Consider the following 19,262-nt stretch of genomic DNA (forward strand, 5'->3'; position numbering starts at 1 on the left):
GCACCCGACGATACCCTCGAAAAATGACGTTGACGACCCCTTCCTTCGCCGCGCCGTTCGTACGAGCCCACCGCACCCGCACCTATGCGATGACCCCGCCCGCACACTTCGAGGTCAGTTACGCGATCAACCCGTGGATGGATCCCAGCGTTCCGGTCGACACCCAGCGCGCGCTCGCGCAGTGGCAGACGTTGCTCGACACCTACCAAGCCCTGGGCCACACCGTGCATCTGGTCGAGCCGCAACCCGGCCTGCCGGACATGGTCTACGCCGCCAACGGCGGTCTCGTCATCGACGGCAAGGCGATCGCCGCACGCTTCGCCTTCCCTGAACGTGCAGCCGAAGGCGACCACTACGCCGACTGGTTCCACACCGCCGGATTCGGCCCGGTCCACCGCACCGACGGCATCCAGGAGGGCGAGGGCGACTTCCTCGTCGTCGGCGACCGTATCCTCGCCGGCACCGGGTTCCGCACGCACCGCGACACCCACGCCGAGGTCGCCGCGGTCACCGGGCTGCCCGTGATCACCCTCGACCTCGTCGATCCGCGGTTCTATCACCTCGACACCGCACTCGGGGTGCTCGACGAGAACACCATCGCCTACTACCCCGGCGCCTTCTCCGACGCGTCGCGCGCCCTGCTCGACGAACTCTTCCCGGACGCGATCATCGCGACCGCAGCCGACGCCGAGGTCCTCGGGCTCAACCTCGTCTCCGACGGCAAGCACGTGATCATGACCGATCGGGCACCGCATCTGGAATCGCAACTGCGTCAAGCCGGTTACGAACCGATCACTCTCGACCTTTCCGAGTTGCTCAAGGGTGGCGGCGGGGTCAAATGCTGCACACTGGAATTGAGAGCCATGAAAGAGACCACCGCCCCCAAACCCCACTCCCCCGAACCCCACGGCGCCGAACCGCACGTGGCGCACAACTATTCGCCGCTGCCCGTCACCGCGGCGACGGCCGAAGGTGCGTGGATCACCGACGTCGACGGACGCCGCTACCTCGACTGCCTCGGTGCGTACTCGGCAGTCAATTTCGGACACCGTCATCCCCGGATCGTCGCGTCTGCCATCGACCAACTCAGCCGCGTGACACTCACCAGCCGCGCCTTCATGTCCGACCAACTCGAGCCGTTCTGCGCCGCCCTCGCCGACCTCTGCGGCAAAGAGATGGTGCTGCCGATGAACACCGGTGCGGAGGCGGTGGAATCCGCGATCAAGGTGGCCCGCAAGTGGGGTTACGACGTCAAGGGCGTCGCCGACGGTCGTGCGCAGATCATCGTCGCGGGCGGCAACTTCCACGGTCGCACCACCACCATCATCAGCTTCAGCGACGACGAGGAGGCGCGCGCCGGATTCGGTCCCTACACACCAGGATTCGTGCGGGTGCCGTTCGGTGACGTGGAGTCACTGGCGGCCGCGATCACCGACGACACGGTCGCCGTGCTCGTCGAACCGATCCAGGGCGAGGCCGGCATCATCGTGCCGCCCGCCGACTACCTGCCCCGCGTGCGCGCCCTGTGCACCGACCGCAACGTCTTGATGATCGCCGACGAGATCCAGTCCGGACTCGGACGCACCGGCACCACCTTCGCGTGCGAGCACTGGGGTGTGGTCCCCGACGTCTACACCCTCGGCAAGGCTCTCGGCGGCGGCGTGCTGCCGGTGTCGGCCGTGGTCGCCGACCGCGACATCCTCGGCGTCCTGCACCCGGGCCAGCACGGTTCGACGTTCGGCGGCAACCCGCTCGCCGCCGCGGTCGGTCACACCGTGGTCGACATGCTCGCCGATGGCAGCTGGCAGGCCCGCGCCGCCGAACTCGGCGACCACATGCACACTCGGCTTCGCGCGTTCATCGGCCACGGGGTGATTACCGTCCGCGGACTCGGTCTGTGGGCCGGGATCGACATCGACCCGGAGTTGGGCAGCGGCAAGCAGTTCTGCCTCAACCTGGCGCAACGCGGTGTGCTCGCCAAGGACACCCACGGCTCGACGCTGCGTCTGGCACCGCCGTTGGTCATCACCCACGAAGAGATCGACTGGATGGCCGATCGTTTCGGCGAGGTACTGAGCCGCCGCTGAACCGGGACTACGCTGACGAAATGACCGCGTCCACACGTACCCACCGTCGCGTCCTGCTGATCCGGCACGGCCAGACCGAATGGTCACTGAGCGACCGCCACACCGGACGGACCGACATCGCGCTCACGGCGAAGGGCGAACATGATGCCGCGGCGCTGCAGGGTGTCACCGACCGGCTCGGGATGTTCGATCCCTACGTCATCGTCTCGCCACGACGACGTGCGCAGCGCACCGCGGAACTCGCGGGTCTGGTGGCCGACGAGGTGTCCGATCTGGTGGCCGAGTGGGACTACGGAGACTACGAGGGGCTGACGCGCGTCCAGATCCACGCCGACCACGATCCCGGCTGGGCGATCTGGACAAGTGGTGCGCCACAAGGTGAATCGGTGCAACAGATGACGCAGCGTGTCGACGAGGCCGTGCGGGTGGTCGACGCGCGGCTCGAGACCTCCGATGTGGTGATCGTGTCGCACGGACACCTCTCGCGATCGTTCATCTGCCGCTTCCTGGGTTGGCCGATCGCCCAGGGCGCCAACATCGATCTTCGGCCGGCCGGCACGGCGATGCTGGCCGACGTCGCCGGGGACCGACGCATGACACACCTCGTCGGACCCGAGGGCGCGAGCCTCTCGACTACCGCCCTCTGATCACGTTCTCCGTCAACGCTTCCGGTTCGGTCAGCGGCAGTCCGCACACCTGCCCACGGCACACGTAAGCCGCGTCGCGGCCGTCGACCGGTCCGCGATCCTGCAGTAGCGTCTGCGAATCACGCTGTCCGGCAACGATCACCGCACCACCGGGAGCAATCTCACGGGCTCGTCGCGTCATCCGCCCGTCCGAGTCGCGCACCTGCGCGACCGCGATCTGGATCGGACCGGCGACCCGCGCCTGTGCCACGGCGAGCCAATGTCCGGCCGACCGGGGCAGTTTCACGAGCAAGATGTCGCCCCGCGACAGCGTGTGCTCGAGCAACTCGGCGTAACGACCGGCATCGCCGGCGTCGGCCAGCGGCACTGCGATCTGCAACGCCTCCGCCATCAGCGACGCACCCGACGGCGTGGCGCCGTCGACCGGATCGCGCGGCCGAGTGATCAGCCCCTCCCCCGCCGCGTCGAACCAGGAACCGGGCTCCGCCGGATCGGCAAAGACGTCGACCGCTCGGTCCAGAATGGTCAGACCGGTTGTGCGCCAACGCTGATCGCCCGTCACCGTGAACAGGGTCAGCAGCGCGGTGGCCAATGCGGCATGGTCGTCGAGACCACCCGACGGCACCCCGACCACCCCTCCGAGCGACGACCGACGGACGGCGCCGTCGACCACATGGGTGGCGACAATCTGTTCCGCACACCAGACGGCATGGTCGATCCACTGCCGTTCGCCGAGCCCGGCACCGGCCTCGGCGAGAGCCGTGATCGCCATCGCGTTCCAGGCGGTGACCACCTTGTCGTCGCGCGCCGGCTGCGTGCGAGCCGCGCGGGCCACCCGAAGCCGTTGACGGACAGAATCGAACCTGTCGAGGTCGTCGGGTTCGGACGGCAGCTGCAGCGTCGAGGTCCCGTGTTCGAAGGTGCCGGCTTCGGTGACCACGAAAAGCTCTGCGGCCCAGCGTCCATCGTCCTCGCCGAGGACTTCGACGAGCTGGCTGGGCGTCCACACATACGTCGAACCCTCCACCCCAGCGGTATCGGCGTCCAGCGACGACGCGAAGCCGCCACCGACACGCAGGTCCTGGTCCAAGAAGTCGACGATCTCAGCGGTCACTCGCCGCATGAACGGGTCACTTGTGCGACGCGCGAGATGTGCATAGGCACGCAGCAACTGCGCGTTGTCGTACAGCATCTTCTCGAAATGCGGTATCACCCAGTCCTTGTCGACAGCGTATCGGGCGAATCCACCGGCGATCTGGTCGTAGATACCTCCGCGAGCCATCGCGGCACAGGTCCGGACCGCCGCGTCGATGGCCACCGAATCTCCGGTGTGCTCGCTGTGCCGGATCAGCCCCTCGAGCAACGCCGACGGCGGAAACTTCGGCGCACCGCCGAAACCGCCTGCCGCACGGTCCTCGTCGTCGAGCACCGCGGTCACGGCATGCGCCAGCAGCCGCTCATCTATCGGCAGTGTTCCCGGCGGCAGCGCTCCTGCGTTGGCCTCGACGTGCTCGCGCACCTTGTCGGCCATCGCGTCGATCTCGGCGCGCCGATCCGTCCAGGCCTCGGTGACCGCGGCCATCACCTGACGGAACGACGGCATACCCGACCGCGGCGCCGAAGGGAAATACGTCCCGGCGTAGAAGGGTTCGCCGGCCGGCGTCAGGAAACACGTCATCGGCCAGCCGCCCTGACCGGTCATCGCGACGGTAGCGCTCATGTAGATGGCGTCGATGTCGGGGCGTTCCTCGCGGTCGACCTTGACACACACGAAGTCGGCGTTCATCTGGGTTGCGGTGGCGTCGTCCTCGAAGGACTCATGCGCCATCACGTGACACCAGTGGCATGCCGCGTATCCGACCGACAACAGGATCGGGACGTCGCGCCGACGGGCTTCGTCGAGCGCGGCGTCGTCCCACTCGAACCAGTGGACAGGGTTGTTCGCGTGCTGACGGAGGTACGGACTCGACGACGCGCTCAGCCGGTTGCGCGCGCCGTCAGGTGTCGGCGGATTTCCGTTCATCGGCAGCCGCAGCGGTGTCGGAATGGGTTTCGACGTCCGTCACGACTGCCGAACGCGTGTCCGTCCCCTCGTCGAAGGCCTGGTCGGCCTCGGGATGTTCGGTGTCGAAGGTCTTCGGCAGCTTCTTGAGTTGCTTGTTCATCGACCAGATCAGGAAAGCGGTGGCGATGAGCAGCACGAGGATGATGAGGAGTCCGAGCGGGGACGCCTTGCCGAACTCGGGACCTTGCGGCTCTTGCTGCGCTGCAAGCACAGTCACCGTCGTCATCACACTCATGCCGTCTCGATTCCGGTGAAGAGGTCTGTCTCGGGGATCGAGGTCTTCACTCTGGTCTGCGCGAGTTCGAACTCCTCGGTCGGCCACAGCCGTTGCTGCCACTCCAGTGGCACGGCGAAGAACACACCGTTGGGGTCGATCTGTGTCGCGTGCGCACGCAGGGCGTCGTCGCGCTGCGGGAAGTACTTGCCGCATTCCACCTGGGTGGTGACCCGGCCCATGAGGTCACCGCGACGCCGATCCCATTTGCTGAGCCACTCCGTGAACGGGCTCTCCTGGCCGTGCCGCTCGAACTCGTCGGAGAACAACACCATCCGGTCGCGGATGAATCCGTGTGTGTAGTACAGCTTCGAGACCGTCCACGGCGCGCCGGTACCCGGGAACGCGTCGGGGTCCCCGGATTGCTCGTACGCCGCGACCGACACCTCGTGACATCGGATGTGGTCGGGGTGCGGATAGCCGCCGTGCTCGTCGTAGGTGATCATGACGTGCGGGCGGAATTCGCGGACCACACGGACGAGCGCCTCGGTGCCGACCTCGAGTGGAATGGCCGCGAACGACCCTTCCGGCACGGGCGGGGGCGGATCGCCCTCGGGCAGGCCCGAGTCGACGAAACCGAGCCATGTCTGTTCGACGCCGAGCGCCGCAGCGGCCTTCGCCATCTCCTCGCGGCGGACCTCGGTCATCCGTTCCTTGATGCCCGGACGATCCATCGCCGGATTGAGGATGTCGCCGCGTTCGCCGCCGGTGAGTGTGACAACCAACACCTCGTTGCCTTCGGCCGCATACCGCGCCGTCGTCGCCGCACCCTTGCTGGACTCGTCGTCCGGGTGCGCATGGACCGCCATCAGACGGAACGCCCCGGCGCCGGGGCCGCCTGGCTGGGATTCGGTCACGGTTCCTCACCTTCGGGTCGCTACTCCACCCATGGTAGGTATTGACGCGTGAACAGTTCGGACGGGGGCACCGCGCAGACTCCGCGGAGCGGACCTCGCGCCGCCTACCCGGAGCCCTCCGGCGACCCCCGGAGCCGCCGGCGTTGGTTCATCGGACTATCTGTTCTCGTCGTCGTGGCCGGAGTCGGTCTCGCTGCCCTCGGCTACACAAAGTTCGCCGACGAAGAGGTCAAGGGCGAGGGCACCGGCTACGAGCTCCTCGACTCCTCCACTGTTGCGGTCCAGTTCACGCTGACCAGGTCCGATCCCAGTCGTCCGGCCGCCTGCGTGGTGCGCGGGCGATCCAAGGACGGCAGCGAGACCGGCCGACGCGAGGTTCTCATCGGCCCCGGCACCGACAAGCAGCAGGGCGTACGTGTTGAGGTGAAGACTTCTGCGCCACCCGTCATCGGCGAGGTCTTCGGCTGCACCACCGACATCCCGGCATACCTGTCCGAGACGGACGCATGACGACCGACGATCGGCCGCAGTCACGTGGGCGCGCGGCGTTCGCGTCGATCTCGAGCCCGTACTACCCGCTGCTCGTCGCGCTGTTCGTCGGCGTCATGCTGATCAGCAACATCACCGGCACCAAAGGTGTACTGCTGTTCGAGGACTGGTTGCATTTCGATCTCGGTCCCATTCACCTGAATGGCCTGGTCACCGACGGCGCGTTCTTCCTTTTCCCGCTCGCCTACGTCCTCGGCGACGTGATCAGCGAGGTCTACGGATTCCGGGCGATGCGTCGCACCATCTTCGCCGGTTTCGCCGTGCTGATCCTCGCCTCCCTGTGCTTCTGGCTGACCATTCACCTGCCCGCGGCCGGTTTCTACGACGGCCAGGAAGCCTTCGAGCGAGTGGCCGGGGTGGTCCCCCAGTTCTTGCTCGCGGGTCTGGCCGGGTACGTGGTCGGCGAGTTCCTGAACTCGTTCGTACTGGTCAAGATGAAGGAACGCGCAGGTGAACGCCGTCTCTGGGCTCGTCTGATCGGCTCGACGGTGGTCGGCGAGTTCGCCGACACGCTGGTGTTCTGTTCGATCGCGGCGTCGGCCCTGGGCATTTCCACCTGGGGCGACTTCATCAACTACACGGTCATCGGATTCCTCTGGAAGACCCTCGTCGAGCTGATCGTGATGCCGGTGACCTACCTCGTTGTCGGGTGGCTGAAACGGGCCGAGCCGACCTATCAAGAAGCGCTCCGATCGGCGTCGGCCGACGGTGACGATGTGCTTTAGCTCTCATCGGCTGGTATCCTGTACTGATACACGGCTCCGCGAGGGGTCGTGTTGCTGCATTTAGAGCGCGCTCCACGCGCGCCGAGCAGTCCACATGCCCGGGTCGAGAATCGAGCCCGGGCGCGGACAACACAAAGGAGTGACCGATGACCGACACCCAGGTGACCTGGCTGACCCAAGAGTCGCACGACCGCCTCAAGAGCGAGCTCGACTCTTTGATCGCCAATCGTCCGGTCATTGCCGCGGAGATCAACGAGCGTCGCGAAGAGGGCGACCTCAAGGAGAACGGCGGCTACCACGCCGCTCGCGAAGAGCAGGGCCAGCAAGAGGCCCGCATCCGCCAGCTGCAAGAACTACTGAACAACGCCAAGGTGGGCGAGGCCCCGACCCAGTCGGGTGTCGCGCTCCCCGGCTCCGTCGTGACCGTCTACTACGACGGTGACGAAAAGGACACCGAGACCTTCCTCATCGCCACCCGCGAAGAAGGTGCACAGGGCGGCAACCTCGAAACCTACTCGCCCAGCTCGCCGCTGGGTTCGGCGCTCATCGACGCCAAGGTCGGCGAGACGCGCGAGTACACGGTGCCGTCGGGCGCGACCATCAAGGTGACCCTCGTCAGCGCGGAGCCCTACCACGGCTGATCGCTGACCCGTCGACACGGGTCACGGCAAGACACACAGAACTCCCACATACACACGAGATCTCATGTGTATGTGGGAGTTCTCTGTGTGCGGTGTCGGAACAGGTCCTCCCACGACGGCCACTGCCTTGTTGGCATAATCCCTGCATGCCCGACACAGCTCGCATCGGCGGCAAGCTCTCGCTGCTCCCCGGGGTGCAGACCCTGCTCACTTATGAACGCGGCTACCTGCGGGGCGATCTTGTTGCCGGAGCGGTTCTCACCGCGCTGCTGATCCCTGCCGGCATGGGCTACGCGGAGGTCGCAGGACTCCCGCCCGTGACCGGCCTCTATGCGACGATCATCCCGCTGATCGCCTACGCGATCGTCGGACCCTCGCGCATCCTCGTCCTCGGACCCGACTCGTCGCTCGCCCCGATCATCGCGGCCGCGATCATCCCGCTTGCCGCCCTCGACTCCGAGCGCATCGCACTGGCCGGAGTGCTGGCCATCGAGGTCGGCGTCATCCTCATCATCGGCGGCCTGCTGAAGCTCGGCTTCGTCACCGACCTGCTGTCCAAACCCATCCGGATCGGCTACCTCAACGGCATCGCCCTCGTCGTTCTGCTCAGTCAGCTACCCAAGCTGCTCGGCTTCAGCGTCGACGGAGAATCGATCGTCGACGAGGCCGTGAACATCGTGAAGGGCATCGCGAACGGCGAGATCGACTGGCTGGCCACCGCGATCGGCGTCATCTGCCTCGCCGTCATCTTGGGACTCAAACAGTGGCGCAAGACAATTCCGGGTGTGCTCATCGCGGTGGTCGGGGCGATCATCGCGGTGTGGGCCTTCGGCTGGGAAGACGACCTGTCGGTGGCCGGCGCCATGCCGCGCGGACTGCCGACACCGGCTCTCGGCGGAATCACGCTGAACGACGTCGTCGACCTCATCGTGCCCGCGGTCGGAATCGCCCTGATCGCGTTCGCCGACACCAGTGTCCTGTCAAGGACTTTCGCGGCCCGGGCCGGACAGAACGTGAACGGTAGTCAGGAGATGGCCGCGATCGGTGTGGCCAACGTGGCCAGCGGATTCCTGAGCGGCTTCGCGATCTCCGCGTCGTCGTCGAGGACGCCGGTCGCCGAGCAGGCGGGCGCCAAGAGTCAGGTCGCACCACTGTTCGGCGCACTGCTGATCGTGGCGTTCATCCTCGCGGCACCAGGCGTGACCGCATACCTGCCATCATCTGCTCTTGCCGCCGTGGTGATCTCGGCGGTGTTCTCGCTCATCGACATTCGCGGGGTTGTTTACCTGTTCCGGGTCAACCGGGTCGAGGGAATCCTGTCCGTGGCAGCCTTCGTCGGTGTCGCCGCCCTCGGTGTGCTCGACGGTATCCTGGTCGCGATCGGCCTGTCCTTCATCGCCTTCGTCAACCTCGCGTGGCGCCCCTATCGCACCGAACTCGGCCGGGTGCCCGGTCTGCGTGGCTACCACGACGTCACCCGCAACCCGACGGCGCAACGCATTCCCGGCGTGCTGATCCTCCGGTTCGACGCACCGCTGTTCTTCGCCAACGGCGGCATGTTCGACGATTACGTGCGCTCCGAGGTGGTGCAGAGCCAACAGGAAGGGCGTGAGGTACACACCGTGATCCTCGCGGCCGAACCGATCACCGAGATCGACGCCACCGCGGTCGACGAGCTCGTCGAACTCGATGATTATCTTCGCAGCAACAACATCACCCTTGTCTTCGCCGAGATGAAATCCCCTGTGCGCGATCAGCTGGCGCAATACGATCTCACGGTCGACGGTGAGCCACGATTCGACGACACACAGTTCGCGCCCACCACGGGAGCCAAGGTCGACGAGATCACCGGGTGCCTGCGCGGTGACATCTGAACCTCGGTGATCGGAAGTTTCCGCACTCCGAACGCCCGTGCCATTTTCCCCCTTGCCGCCGCTGGGATTCCCGCCCTAACTTGAGCGCCACCACAATCGCGCCACTCGGCCGGAAAGCTCAGGGGGAAAACACATCCGATGAAGCTCAACAGATTCGTGGCCATTGCCACCTTGGTGATCGCAGCCATGGGCGTCGCCAGCGGGACCACGCACGCAGCACCAAGAACGGAGGATGCCACGCACTGGAATGTCACACGTCACGGCCAGAATGTCGTGGTCGCCACCGACAACGGGACGCTGTCGCAGTCGAATGGCCAACTGCGCCTGCACAACCGGTCCGGACGCGTCGTCGAGACCGTTCCACTGATCGTGGCGGTCGACGACTATGCACATCCGGTCGTCGCACAGGTCACCGCCAAGAACGCAACCCTTCGGCTCGACACGAGCCCAGCACTTTCTCGCTTCCAGCCCGTGAAGCACAAGGCCGATCTACAGGCAGCCGTGTCCGGGGTTCGCGACAACATCACCTTGAGCGCCGCCATCGGTGGATACATCGGTGCGGCTTCGGGTTTGACCGTCGGCTGCATACTGGGCGCCGTCGCGGCCGGGGTGGTGTCGGCTCCCGCTGTACTACTGTTCGGCGCCGGACCGCTGGCCGGTTGCATCGGCGGCGCGCTGCTACTCGGAGCCGGCGCATCACTGGCCGGAACCGCGATCGGCGGCATCGGCGCAGCAATTGCCAACGCAGGACCGTTCATCCAGCTACTCAACCAGCCGAAGAAGAAGGACAAGTAGCCCGGACGCATCGGATCCCCTCGTCGTTCAGAGCCCCAGATACTCGAGCGCCGAGGGGATTCCGGTATACCTCACTCGCTCACCGCGCCAGCACGGACGCCGTGTACTTGGGCCGCCAGTTGTTGGTCAGCAGTGCACCGAAGTTGTCTTCACGGTTGTTGGTCGAGGTTCCCGAGTCCCGGACCGAGTAGATGAACGCCGGACCGCAATAGCCCGACACCGCGGCCGCCCGGAGCACGTCGACGATCTGGGTGGCCTGCTCGCGTTGGGAGACCATCTCATTCGATCCGAATCCGGGTGGCGGCGTCCGCGACCCGAGAGCAACCGGCTTGGTGGGGGCGCCCATCTCGGTCAGCCAGATCTTCTTGGCGCCGTCGCCGTTCGCGACCATCACCGCACGAATCTGGCGCGTCTCAGTCCACCCGTTCGGTGCGGCCCCGATGCCCTTCGGGAACACATAGGGATGCATCGCGGCAGCGTCGAAATAGCCTCTGGCACCTGCCGCATACATCCGGCGAACGAAGTCGACGGCACCAGCGGCCGGACTCAATCCTGCGGCCACCACCGTCGACGACGGCTGAACCGACTTGATCGCCCGGTAAGCGGCCTTGAGCAGTGCCGTGTATTGCGCGGGGTTCGCGGGTTGGAGCCCCCAGAAGATCGGGAGGTTCGGTTCGTTCCAGATCTCGTGCCGTGTGACGTCGGGATAGCGCTTGATGAACGCCTTCATGAAGTCGCCGAGTCTCGCCGGATTCGACGGTGGAGCGTAGATGGACCCGAGCGCGCCGCCCTGGCGTGCCCACGTCGGCACGGTCAGCACGATGGACAGCACCTTCAGATGGTGTCGCCGCGCGGCACCGATGACCCGATCCGGCATGGTCCAGTCGTAGCGGCCGCGGACCCGTTCGACGGTCCGCCAGTCGACCATCACCCGCAGCCACTGCGCGTCGGTCTTCGACACCGCTGCCAATTCACGCTCGAGATCGGCAGCACCGAGAAACAGCGTTGCCGCACCTTGCGAGAAGCCGTAGCCGGCGGCCGGCGTGCGGACCGCGGCCTGTGCCGACGTCGGAGTCACCGCGACCGCTCCACCCACCAGCGGCAATACCATCGCGGATATCACCACGATCACGTGACGGACCCTCGCTGAACGCATCGTGCCTCCCGACGTCGACGATGTCAGCGAGTCTATTCCGAGTCCGACTACGCGGCGTGGGAAATGCGCATCGACCCGTCAACGACACGAATCGCGTTGTGCTGCTGCGCGAGTCCGATCTTGGCCAGCAATGCGACACAGGGCAGCAGGTTGGCGTCGACGCCTGCCTCGGCGGATGCGGTGACGTCGAAGCAGGTCACTTCCGTCAAGGTCGAGGGCTTCCAACCGTCGCCGCGCAACCATTGCAGATCGCGACTACGAGTGAGCGGCGCCAGCACCAACCTGGCAGGCACGACGTCGGTGGCGGCCCGCTTGGTCCACCACAGCACGCCGTCGACGTCGACCTCCGGCATCTGCGGACCCGACGGCAACACCTCGCGCATCCTCATCGGGGACTTGTCGAAGACGACCATTCCTGTCGCACCGACCTGTGCCAGGCCCCGTGCATCGTCGGCGTCGACCTCGAGGGAGGCGAGTACGTCATTCACTGCGGCGGGCACCCAGACCGGCGCCAAGTCCTTCAACACGTCCACCGCACGGAGGGCATGCACAAAGGTGCCGCTGAGCAGCCGCTGGAGATCCTCGTCGTCGGCGTGTTTCTGCACCGCCCTGTCGAACTCGCTGTCACCCGGGCCCGAGCCGGAATCCTCGAGGTCCTCGATATCGAATTCCAGATCGAAGAGGCGTTGCTCGAGGATATGCAGGTACTGCAAGTACTCGTAGGCCAACGCAAAGTACGCCTCGCCCAGCTCGTCATGTATCCGCGGCAGGGCGCCGGCCAGCCACAGACGTGACCGTCGAGTCGAATGCGATCGTGTGCGATGTCGGTTTCCCATGCGCGCAACCGTAGGTCGGCGTCGGCCTGACGCCGCCGCAAATTCCACAGGCACGCTCGCGCCACCCACAGCGAATGCACAGCCTCGCCCAAGACCGTCCGTAACCTGCGGGTTCATCCTCGGAACATGAGAAGAATCCGCAACCCCCGCCCCGATGTGACACTGGTGGTCCTCGACGACGATGCCTCCGTCGCCGACCACGCGCGCACGCTGTTCGCCGCGCAAGCCCCGCTGGCCGTCGTCAGCGCCCACTACTCGCAAGTGGTTCCGTTCATGCTCGGCAACAACGGATACACCGTCGCGCTGGTCGCCGACGTCGACGACCCCAACCAGCTCGCCGAAGCCATCGCGATCACCGAACAACGACTCGGCACGGTTGCCGCTGTCGTCCGTTACGCCGCCGACCTCCCACACAGCGCACCGTCGGGAACCGTAGCCGCCTGATCAGGCAATACAGCTGCTGACAGCCGACGCAAGGCGACGCAAGCGCCACGACAGCGGCATCGGTCATCGTGGTGGCATGACAACAACCACGAGTACCGACCTGCCTGTGCAGACGTCGGCCGGCACCTCCGGTGACCTGGCGATCGACGCACACGGCCTGGTCAAGCACTTCGGATCGACCCGCGCCGTCAACGGCGTGGATCTGGCCGTACCCACCGGATCGGTGTACGGCGTGCTCGGCCCCAACGGAGCCGGGAAGACCACCACGGTGAGCATGCTCGCCACCCTCCTACGACCGGATGCCGGCACGGCCACGGTCTTCGGCCACGACATCGTCCGCGAACCCGTCGCGGTGCGTTCGCTCGTCGGCGTCACCGGGCAGTATGCGTCGGTCGACGAAGACCTCACCGCGACGCAGAACCTCGTCCTCTTCGCCCGGCTGCTCGGCTTCTCCCGCCCCGCGGCTCGTGCGCGATCCGAGGAACTGCTCGAACAGTTCGCGCTCACCGAGGCAGCCGACCGGCCATTGAAGAACTTCTCCGGCGGCATGCGACGACGCCTCGATCTGGCCGCCAGCCTCATCGACACTCCCCCACTGCTGTTCCTCGACGAGCCCACCACCGGCCTCGATCCCCGAACACGCGCCCAGATGTGGGACACCATCCGCGACCTCGTCGCTCGCGGGTCCACCGTGTTGCTCACCACCCAGTACCTCGACGAGGCAGACCAGCTCGCCGATCGCATCGCGGTCATCGACCACGGCGTCGTGATCGCCGACGGCACTGCCGACGAACTCAAGCAATCGATCGGCGCGAGCACGCTGCAACTCACCCCCGTCGACAAGTCCGACGCGGCACGGGTCTGTGAGATCACCGAGCAGGTTCTCGGTGAACAACCCACACTGTCCCCGGAGGCAGCCCGCATCACCGTCGGGCTGCATCGTTCCGACCTGGTGCCTGACGTCCTGATCGCCCTGCGCGAGAACAACATCGCCATCGACGAGATCACGGTGCAGAAGCCGAGTCTCGACGAGGTGTTCCTCACCATCACCGGCCAGCCGGCCGACACCGACGATTCCGATGAGGTGGCCCGATGACCACGATCACCCGCTCGCCCGCGCCCCGCGCGATCACCACGCGACCCGCACGCACCGAGACCAAGATCTCGGTCAGCCTCACCGAGGCTGTGCGCCAATCACTTTCGATGGCCTATCGCGGAGTCCTGAAGATCCGCCACAATCCCGAGCAACTGTTCGACGTCACGCTGCAGCCGATCATCTTCACCCTGATGTTCACCTACATCTTCGGTGGCGCCATCAGCGGTAACGTCCACGACTATCTGCCCGTCATCATTCCCGGCATCCTCGTGCAGACCGTGATCACCACCTCGATCGTGACCGGCACCCAGTTGCGCGAAGACATGGACAAGGGCGTGTTCGACCGCTTCCGCTCGCTACCGATTGCCCGGATCAGCCCACTGGCCGGGGCGCTGCTGGCGGACATGATCCGCTACCTGATCGCCACCACACTGACCATCGTCATGGGCATCATCATGGGCTGGCGGCCCGACTTCTGGGGCACCATCGCTGCAGCTGTGCTGGTGATCGTGTGCAGCTTCGCGATCTCCTGGATCTTCGCCCTCATGGGCTGCGTGATGAGCAAAGCCTCTGCCGTACAGGGAATCTCGATGCTGATCCTGTTCCCGCTCACCTTCATGTCCAACGCCTTCGTCCCGGTGGACACCATGCCCGGCTGGTTGCAGACGTTTGTGAACATCAACCCGATCAGCCACATCGTGACCGCTGTCCGCGAACTCACCGCCACCGGTCATGCCGGTATGCACGTGGTGTGGGCGCTCGTCGGTGCTGCCGTGATCACCGCGGTGTTCGCGCCGCTGGCCGTGCGTGCCTACATGCGCAACACCTGATCTGATCGGGCTTGCGCACTCCGTCGCGACGCCAGGATCGCTCGGACCTCGTCCAGCGCCTGGCGTCGCGACATCGTTCGTATCTCGTCCGACAGGTCGGCCCACTGATCCGACGACAGTCCGGAGACCTCGGCCAGCTGTGTGTGCACGTGGTGCAGCGACGCATAGTCTTGTCGCGCACCGAGAACCGCCGAGAGCGCGAGCAGTCGCGGACCGTCGGCCGACGTGGGCTCCGTGCGAGCAAGCACGTACCCGATGGCCATGGCCGACGCACCGGCCTGCGGCCGGTCGAACCAGCCCAGCGGGCCGTACATCGAGTGCAGACCGTCGGCGAGCACACTCACATACTCGCCTGCACATTGGCCGTCACCGGCACGCATCAGTCCGATCATCGCGGCCCCGATGAGCATCACCATGCCGGGATCCTCCGCGCCGAACGGGTGGTCACGGTCGATCAGCCGGACAGCCTGCGCGTAGGCGACTCGTGCGGATTCGACGTTGCCGCGCGCCAATTCGAGTTCCGCCGCACCGATCATCATTCCGCCGACGACCTCCGGATTGCCCTGCGGGTCGGGATCGCCCGGTCGCCAACCATCGGCGACGACTGCAAGTTCGGCGGCGGCTTCGTCGAGACGCCCATCCGCGACCAGGGCGGCCACCAGCGCCGATCGTGCCTGCAACTCGTCGTCGCGGGCCCCCAGTCGCGACAGCGCCTCGATCGCCTCGCGATAAAAAGGGATTCCCGACGACCACAGTGCCTGCTGCGCGTAGATGCCGGCGATCGAGGTCTGCGTCATCGCCGACATCCAGGTGTTGTGTTGTCCCTTTGCGAGTTCACGCAGCGCGAGTCCGTCAGACAGTGCACGGCCGAGATCACCGAAGTTCTCGTGTCCGTTCATCAGCGCCGACAACGCGACGACCCGCACCTGATCCGTCTCAGATCGCGCCGCCCGGACCATATAGCGCACGGCCGCAAACATATTGGGGCTCAGCACGCACGCCGACATCAGTTCGGTCGGCTCCTCGTAGTTGCGCTGCGGCCGATGCAGCCGGCGCAGATAGTAGCGGCCGGTGGCCACGCCGCGCAGGTTACGCCGCATCATCAGATGCGCCATCGAGGCGAGCACCGTGGCCTGCCACCTGCGACGCGTGTCGTCGTCGGGATCGGTTGGTGGAGGTGGCAACACGGCCATCAGCCGCCCACCCCAGGTCATCACCTCACCGTGCAAGCCGCGCGCCATCCAGAATCCGCCGAGCACCGGGAAGACCGTGACCATGGTGTCCACCGCCTCGGCGGCCCGATCAGGCGGCCCAGCGTGAACCGCTTCGGCACAGCCGCGCAACACCCAGACGAGGTTCTCGACGTCGGCGGCGATCCGGTCGAACAGTTGCTCGTCGACGCGACGCGCGTGCAGTTTCTCCACCTCGACCGCAAAGCGGCGCGCCCAGCGCCACATCGAGCGATCCACGGCATCCGATTCGGCCGCGACAAGCTTCTGCTCCCCGAATTCGCGCACCATCTCCAGCATCCGGTAGCGGATGTTCCCATCGGTTTCGACCACCGTCAGCAGCGATTGGTTCACCAGTGCAGCCAGCACGTCGACCAGGCGAAAACCGTCTTGCCCCAGCATTGTTGACGCCGTATCCACGGTGAATCCGCCGGGGAGCCGGCACAGACGACGCATCGCCGACTGCGCGCCGGAATCCAGGAGATCCCAGCTCCACTCGATGACGGCGTAGAGAGTGCGGTGCCGGTCGGGCGCGGTTCGGTCCGTACCTCGCAACAGGGCGAACCTTTCAGCGAGGCCTTCCGATATCTCCGAAACGCTCATCGTACGCACACGGGCAGCGGCGAGTTCGATTGCGAGCGGCAACCCGTCGAGATGTCCACACAACTCGGACACGTCGCGTCGGGACAGCCGCGCGTCCGGACGAATGGCCTGAGCCCGACGCTCGAAGAGTTCGACGGCGGATCCGCCCTCCCCGACATCGAGCACGGGGAGGAGATAGATCCGCTCGGCCGCCAGCATCAGCGGCGAGCGACTGGTGGTCAGTATCGACAGTTCCGGTTCTGCGGCAAGGAGATCGGCGGCGACGCGGGCACAGGCGTCGATGACCTGTTCACAGTTGTCGAGGATCACCACCGCCCGCTGACCGCGTACCGCGTCGACGAGCCGGTCGGCCAGATCACCCACAGCCAGCCGCGGACGGCCGCCACCGCCGAGCTCGGTCTCTCCCACGCCCAGGGTGGTCGCGATCGCCGCGACCACGTCGTCGTCGTTGCGGATCGGGGCGAGCGGCACGTAGAAGACGGGACGGCCCCCATCGGCCACGGTGCGGCCGACCCGTTGGGCGACACGGGTTTTGCCGACTCCACCCGGGCCCTGAACGGTGACGAGTCGATACCGGCCGAGCAGCCCGACGATGGTGGCGATGTCGTCGTCGCGCCCGATGAGTTCCGATACCTCGGTGCTCAGCCCGACGCTGCGGCCACGGCGCAGTGGCTTCGGGGCGGGGGTCTCGGCCGCGACCAGTTCCGCGTTCAGCGTGGCGATCTCGGGTCCGGGGTCCACACCGAGTTGCTCGGACAGTGCCCGACGCAGTCTCGCGAAGACGGCGAGCGCTTCGGGTACCCGCCCCTCACCGGCCAGCGCGCGCATCAGATCGACGTGCGCGGGTTCATCCAACGAGTCAGCGGCGCAACGCTTGTCGGCCAGCTCGCGTGCCAGTGCGTAATCACCGTCGGCCAACGCCAACGTGGTCCGACGCTGCTCGAGCACATCGCGGACCCGGCCGGCCCGTGTCCGCAGCTCGGCATCGAGGTCCGCCTCGCCGTCGTCGCCCAGATCGTCGCCGGGAACGCCCCGCCACCACGCCAGTGCCGCATCGAGATCCGCCGGGTCGGGTGACTGCGCGAGCTCGGCGACGATGTCGAGATCGGCACGGCAATCGGCGATGCGGTACCCGTTGCCGACACCTTCCAACCGGCCGTCGCCCAAGAGTGGCCGCAACCGAGAGATCTGCGTGTGCAGCGCCGACACCGGCGATTTGGGCGGTTTGTCGCCCCAGACATCGGCTATCAACCGTTCCGCGGAACGGATGCGACCGCCGGCCAACGCCAGGGCGACCAGCAGTCGGCGTGCGCGAACACCAGGGACCGGCGCCAAGCCCTCGGGACCGCCATCCACCGCACCCACAGCGACCGGCCCGAGCAGGCCGATCACTGTGTGGCTGGTGGTCGGATACACCCAGCAAGATTAGCGCCAACGCGGAACCTCCCCCGCCCTGGCGTGTATGACTGGACGCATGCCGCGCAGCTATCAACTCGAGCCCGTCGCCGACGTCGCATTCTTCGACGACGCGCCGATCACCTACCGCATCGACGTCAATCTGCCGGTGACGCCCGCCCGAGCGTGGTCGGAGCTCACCCGGCAGAACACTCTCGACTGGTGCCGGGCGATCAAGTCGATCGAGTTCACGTCGCCCGCTCCCTACGGTGTCGGAACCACCCGCAAGGCAGCCCTTCCCGGAGCCGGGCTGTCCGAACACTTCTTCGTGTGGGACGAAGATGCGTCAACGGGCAATTACCGCAACGCCTTCTACGCCACGACCATGTCGGCGCCCGGGGTGCGACGATTCGGCGAACTCACCCAGGTCGCTCCGGCCGACGTCGGCGCTCGCCTCGTGTGGCTGTTCGGCATAGAGCTGGGCAGCTCGGCGAAGCTGGTGAACGCATTCTCCGGACCGACCGCGTCGAAGGTGTTCAAGACGGTCGAAACGGACACGCTCCGGCACTTCGCGAACCTTTCCTCGCAGACCTGAACGCTCGGAATCTCTACTGATCCCTGAGGTTTCAGTTCATCAGCCCCACCGCTCCCTGAGGTGCTGGAGGCGCTAGCCGAGACCACCCGCCGACGTCGTCGGCGATCGTGGAGGTGGGAAGAGTGTCGTCGTCGAGCATGGACGCACGATCCGTTTGAAGTTGGGCCCGGAAGCCGGGCTCAACTTCCAACGGATCAATGGCCGGCCGACCACGTGGTTGCCATGAGTGCGCAGCACCGGCATTCTCGTCGGCGGCGCGAACCGGCGCCACAAAAGTAGGGGAAGAAACTTCTTCCCCTACCCTTCGAGTCCTCCCCCAGAAAATTCTCGCGGACGACTACGAACCCCGGGGAAAAAGTTCTTCCCCTAGATTTTGCGGGCACGACGCGGGCTCATTTCCGCAGGTCAGCGGCGCTGCTTCCCGAACTCTTCGGATCAGGCAGCGGAGATCCGGGGCCCAGATCTACCTTCCACGATCGAAGGGGTTGGTGAGACGACATTGTCGTCTCACCATCAGTACTCTTCGGATCAGCGGAAGCGACTACAGGTGCCCGCCGGCGGCCG

The 19,262-nt window shown here is 66.1% G+C and carries 17 protein-coding genes; 11 read left to right on the forward strand and 6 right to left on the reverse strand.

Going from position 1 to position 19,262, the window contains the following annotated elements:
- Positions 1–23 precede the first annotated feature (23 nt).
- Entirely contained in the window at positions 24–2,087 is a 2,064-nt protein-coding gene (rocD, locus tag ABZW74_RS03305; protein ID WP_355273844.1) for an ornithine--oxo-acid transaminase, read from the forward strand.
- 20 nt (positions 2,088–2,107) lie between these two features.
- Positions 2,108–2,734, forward strand: coding sequence for a histidine phosphatase family protein (locus ABZW74_RS03310; RefSeq protein ID WP_240856596.1), 627 nt, complete (start codon positions 2,108–2,110; stop codon positions 2,732–2,734).
- On the opposite strand, the gene ABZW74_RS03315 is transcribed toward ABZW74_RS03310, so the two are convergent.
- Genes ABZW74_RS03315 through mca form a run of 3 tightly spaced genes read right to left on the reverse strand, consistent with a single transcriptional unit; the run spans position 2,721 to position 5,930 of the window.
- A complete protein-coding gene (locus ABZW74_RS03315; protein ID WP_355273846.1) occupies positions 2,721–4,757 on the reverse strand; it encodes a thioredoxin domain-containing protein in 2,037 nt (678 codons plus the stop codon). The genes ABZW74_RS03310 and ABZW74_RS03315 overlap by 14 nt on opposite strands.
- Positions 4,732–5,025 carry a hypothetical protein gene (locus ABZW74_RS03320; protein ID WP_355273876.1) on the reverse strand — a complete coding sequence of 98 codons (294 nt, stop codon included), beginning with the start codon at positions 5,023–5,025 and terminating at the stop codon, positions 4,732–4,734. The genes ABZW74_RS03315 and ABZW74_RS03320 overlap by 26 nt, the downstream gene beginning before the upstream one ends.
- A gap of 5 nt (positions 5,026–5,030) precedes the next feature.
- Positions 5,031–5,930, reverse strand: a complete 900-nt coding sequence (mca, locus tag ABZW74_RS03325; protein ID WP_240856594.1) for a mycothiol conjugate amidase Mca — start codon at positions 5,928–5,930, stop codon at positions 5,031–5,033.
- A gap of 48 nt (positions 5,931–5,978) precedes the next feature.
- Here mca and ABZW74_RS03330 point away from each other — a divergent pair, with 48 nt between their 5' ends.
- The 5 genes from ABZW74_RS03330 (at position 5,979) to ABZW74_RS03350 (ending at position 10,514) form a co-directional block, all read left to right on the forward strand.
- Entirely contained in the window at positions 5,979–6,440 is a 462-nt protein-coding gene (locus ABZW74_RS03330; RefSeq protein WP_355273850.1) for a DUF4307 domain-containing protein, read from the forward strand.
- Complete coding sequence (locus tag ABZW74_RS03335) at positions 6,437–7,204, forward strand: queuosine precursor transporter (protein WP_355273852.1); 768 nt, start codon at positions 6,437–6,439, stop codon at positions 7,202–7,204. Before ABZW74_RS03330 ends, ABZW74_RS03335 begins: the two co-directional genes overlap by 4 nt.
- Positions 7,205–7,350: 146 nt before the next feature.
- Positions 7,351–7,845, forward strand: a complete 495-nt coding sequence (gene greA / locus ABZW74_RS03340) for a transcription elongation factor GreA (RefSeq protein ID WP_240856591.1) — start codon at positions 7,351–7,353, stop codon at positions 7,843–7,845.
- Positions 7,846–7,991: 146 nt separating this feature from the next.
- Complete coding sequence (locus ABZW74_RS03345; RefSeq protein ID WP_240856590.1) at positions 7,992–9,719, forward strand: SulP family inorganic anion transporter; 1,728 nt, start codon at positions 7,992–7,994, stop codon at positions 9,717–9,719.
- Between the two features lie 138 nt (positions 9,720–9,857).
- Positions 9,858–10,514 (forward strand): hypothetical protein, encoded by a 657-nt coding sequence (locus tag ABZW74_RS03350; RefSeq protein WP_240856589.1) that lies wholly within the window; start codon positions 9,858–9,860, stop codon positions 10,512–10,514.
- A 79-nt stretch (positions 10,515–10,593) separates the two neighbouring features.
- Here the strand turns inward: ABZW74_RS03350 and ABZW74_RS03355 are convergent, their stop codons facing one another.
- Together ABZW74_RS03355 and ABZW74_RS03360 are read right to left on the reverse strand one after the other, a co-directional pair.
- Positions 10,594–11,670 carry a hypothetical protein gene (locus tag ABZW74_RS03355; RefSeq protein WP_240856588.1) on the reverse strand — a complete coding sequence of 359 codons (1,077 nt, stop codon included), beginning with the start codon at positions 11,668–11,670 and terminating at the stop codon, positions 10,594–10,596.
- A gap of 47 nt (positions 11,671–11,717) precedes the next feature.
- Positions 11,718–12,506 carry a hypothetical protein gene (locus ABZW74_RS03360; protein WP_355273858.1) on the reverse strand — a complete coding sequence of 263 codons (789 nt, stop codon included), beginning with the start codon at positions 12,504–12,506 and terminating at the stop codon, positions 11,718–11,720.
- Between the two features lie 126 nt (positions 12,507–12,632).
- On the opposite strand from ABZW74_RS03360, the gene ABZW74_RS03365 reads away from it, so the two are divergent.
- The 3 genes from ABZW74_RS03365 (at position 12,633) to ABZW74_RS03375 (ending at position 14,876) form a co-directional block, all read left to right on the forward strand.
- Positions 12,633–12,950 (forward strand): hypothetical protein, encoded by a 318-nt coding sequence (locus tag ABZW74_RS03365; protein ID WP_240856586.1) that lies wholly within the window; start codon positions 12,633–12,635, stop codon positions 12,948–12,950.
- A 76-nt stretch (positions 12,951–13,026) separates the two neighbouring features.
- On the forward strand, positions 13,027–14,046 hold the full coding sequence (locus ABZW74_RS03370; protein WP_240856585.1) for an ATP-binding cassette domain-containing protein: 1,020 nt from the start codon (positions 13,027–13,029) through the stop codon (positions 14,044–14,046).
- The gene (locus tag ABZW74_RS03375) at positions 14,043–14,876 is read left to right on the forward strand and encodes an ABC transporter permease (RefSeq protein WP_355273862.1); all 834 of its coding nucleotides are present in this window, start codon (positions 14,043–14,045) and stop codon (positions 14,874–14,876) included. The genes ABZW74_RS03370 and ABZW74_RS03375 overlap by 4 nt, the downstream gene beginning before the upstream one ends.
- Here the strand turns inward: ABZW74_RS03375 and ABZW74_RS03380 are convergent.
- On the reverse strand, positions 14,858–18,124 hold the full coding sequence (locus tag ABZW74_RS03380; protein ID WP_355273865.1) for a BTAD domain-containing putative transcriptional regulator: 3,267 nt from the start codon (positions 18,122–18,124) through the stop codon (positions 14,858–14,860). The genes ABZW74_RS03375 and ABZW74_RS03380 overlap by 19 nt on opposite strands.
- A gap of 58 nt (positions 18,125–18,182) precedes the next feature.
- On the opposite strand from ABZW74_RS03380, the gene ABZW74_RS03385 reads away from it, so the two are divergent.
- Positions 18,183–18,698, forward strand: a complete 516-nt coding sequence (locus ABZW74_RS03385) for an SRPBCC family protein (RefSeq protein ID WP_355273868.1) — start codon at positions 18,183–18,185, stop codon at positions 18,696–18,698.
- The last annotated feature ends 564 nt before the right edge of the window (positions 18,699–19,262 follow it).

This window comes from Gordonia sp. NPDC003585 (assembly GCF_040610755.1).
Classification (GTDB): domain Bacteria; phylum Actinomycetota; class Actinomycetes; order Mycobacteriales; family Mycobacteriaceae; genus Gordonia.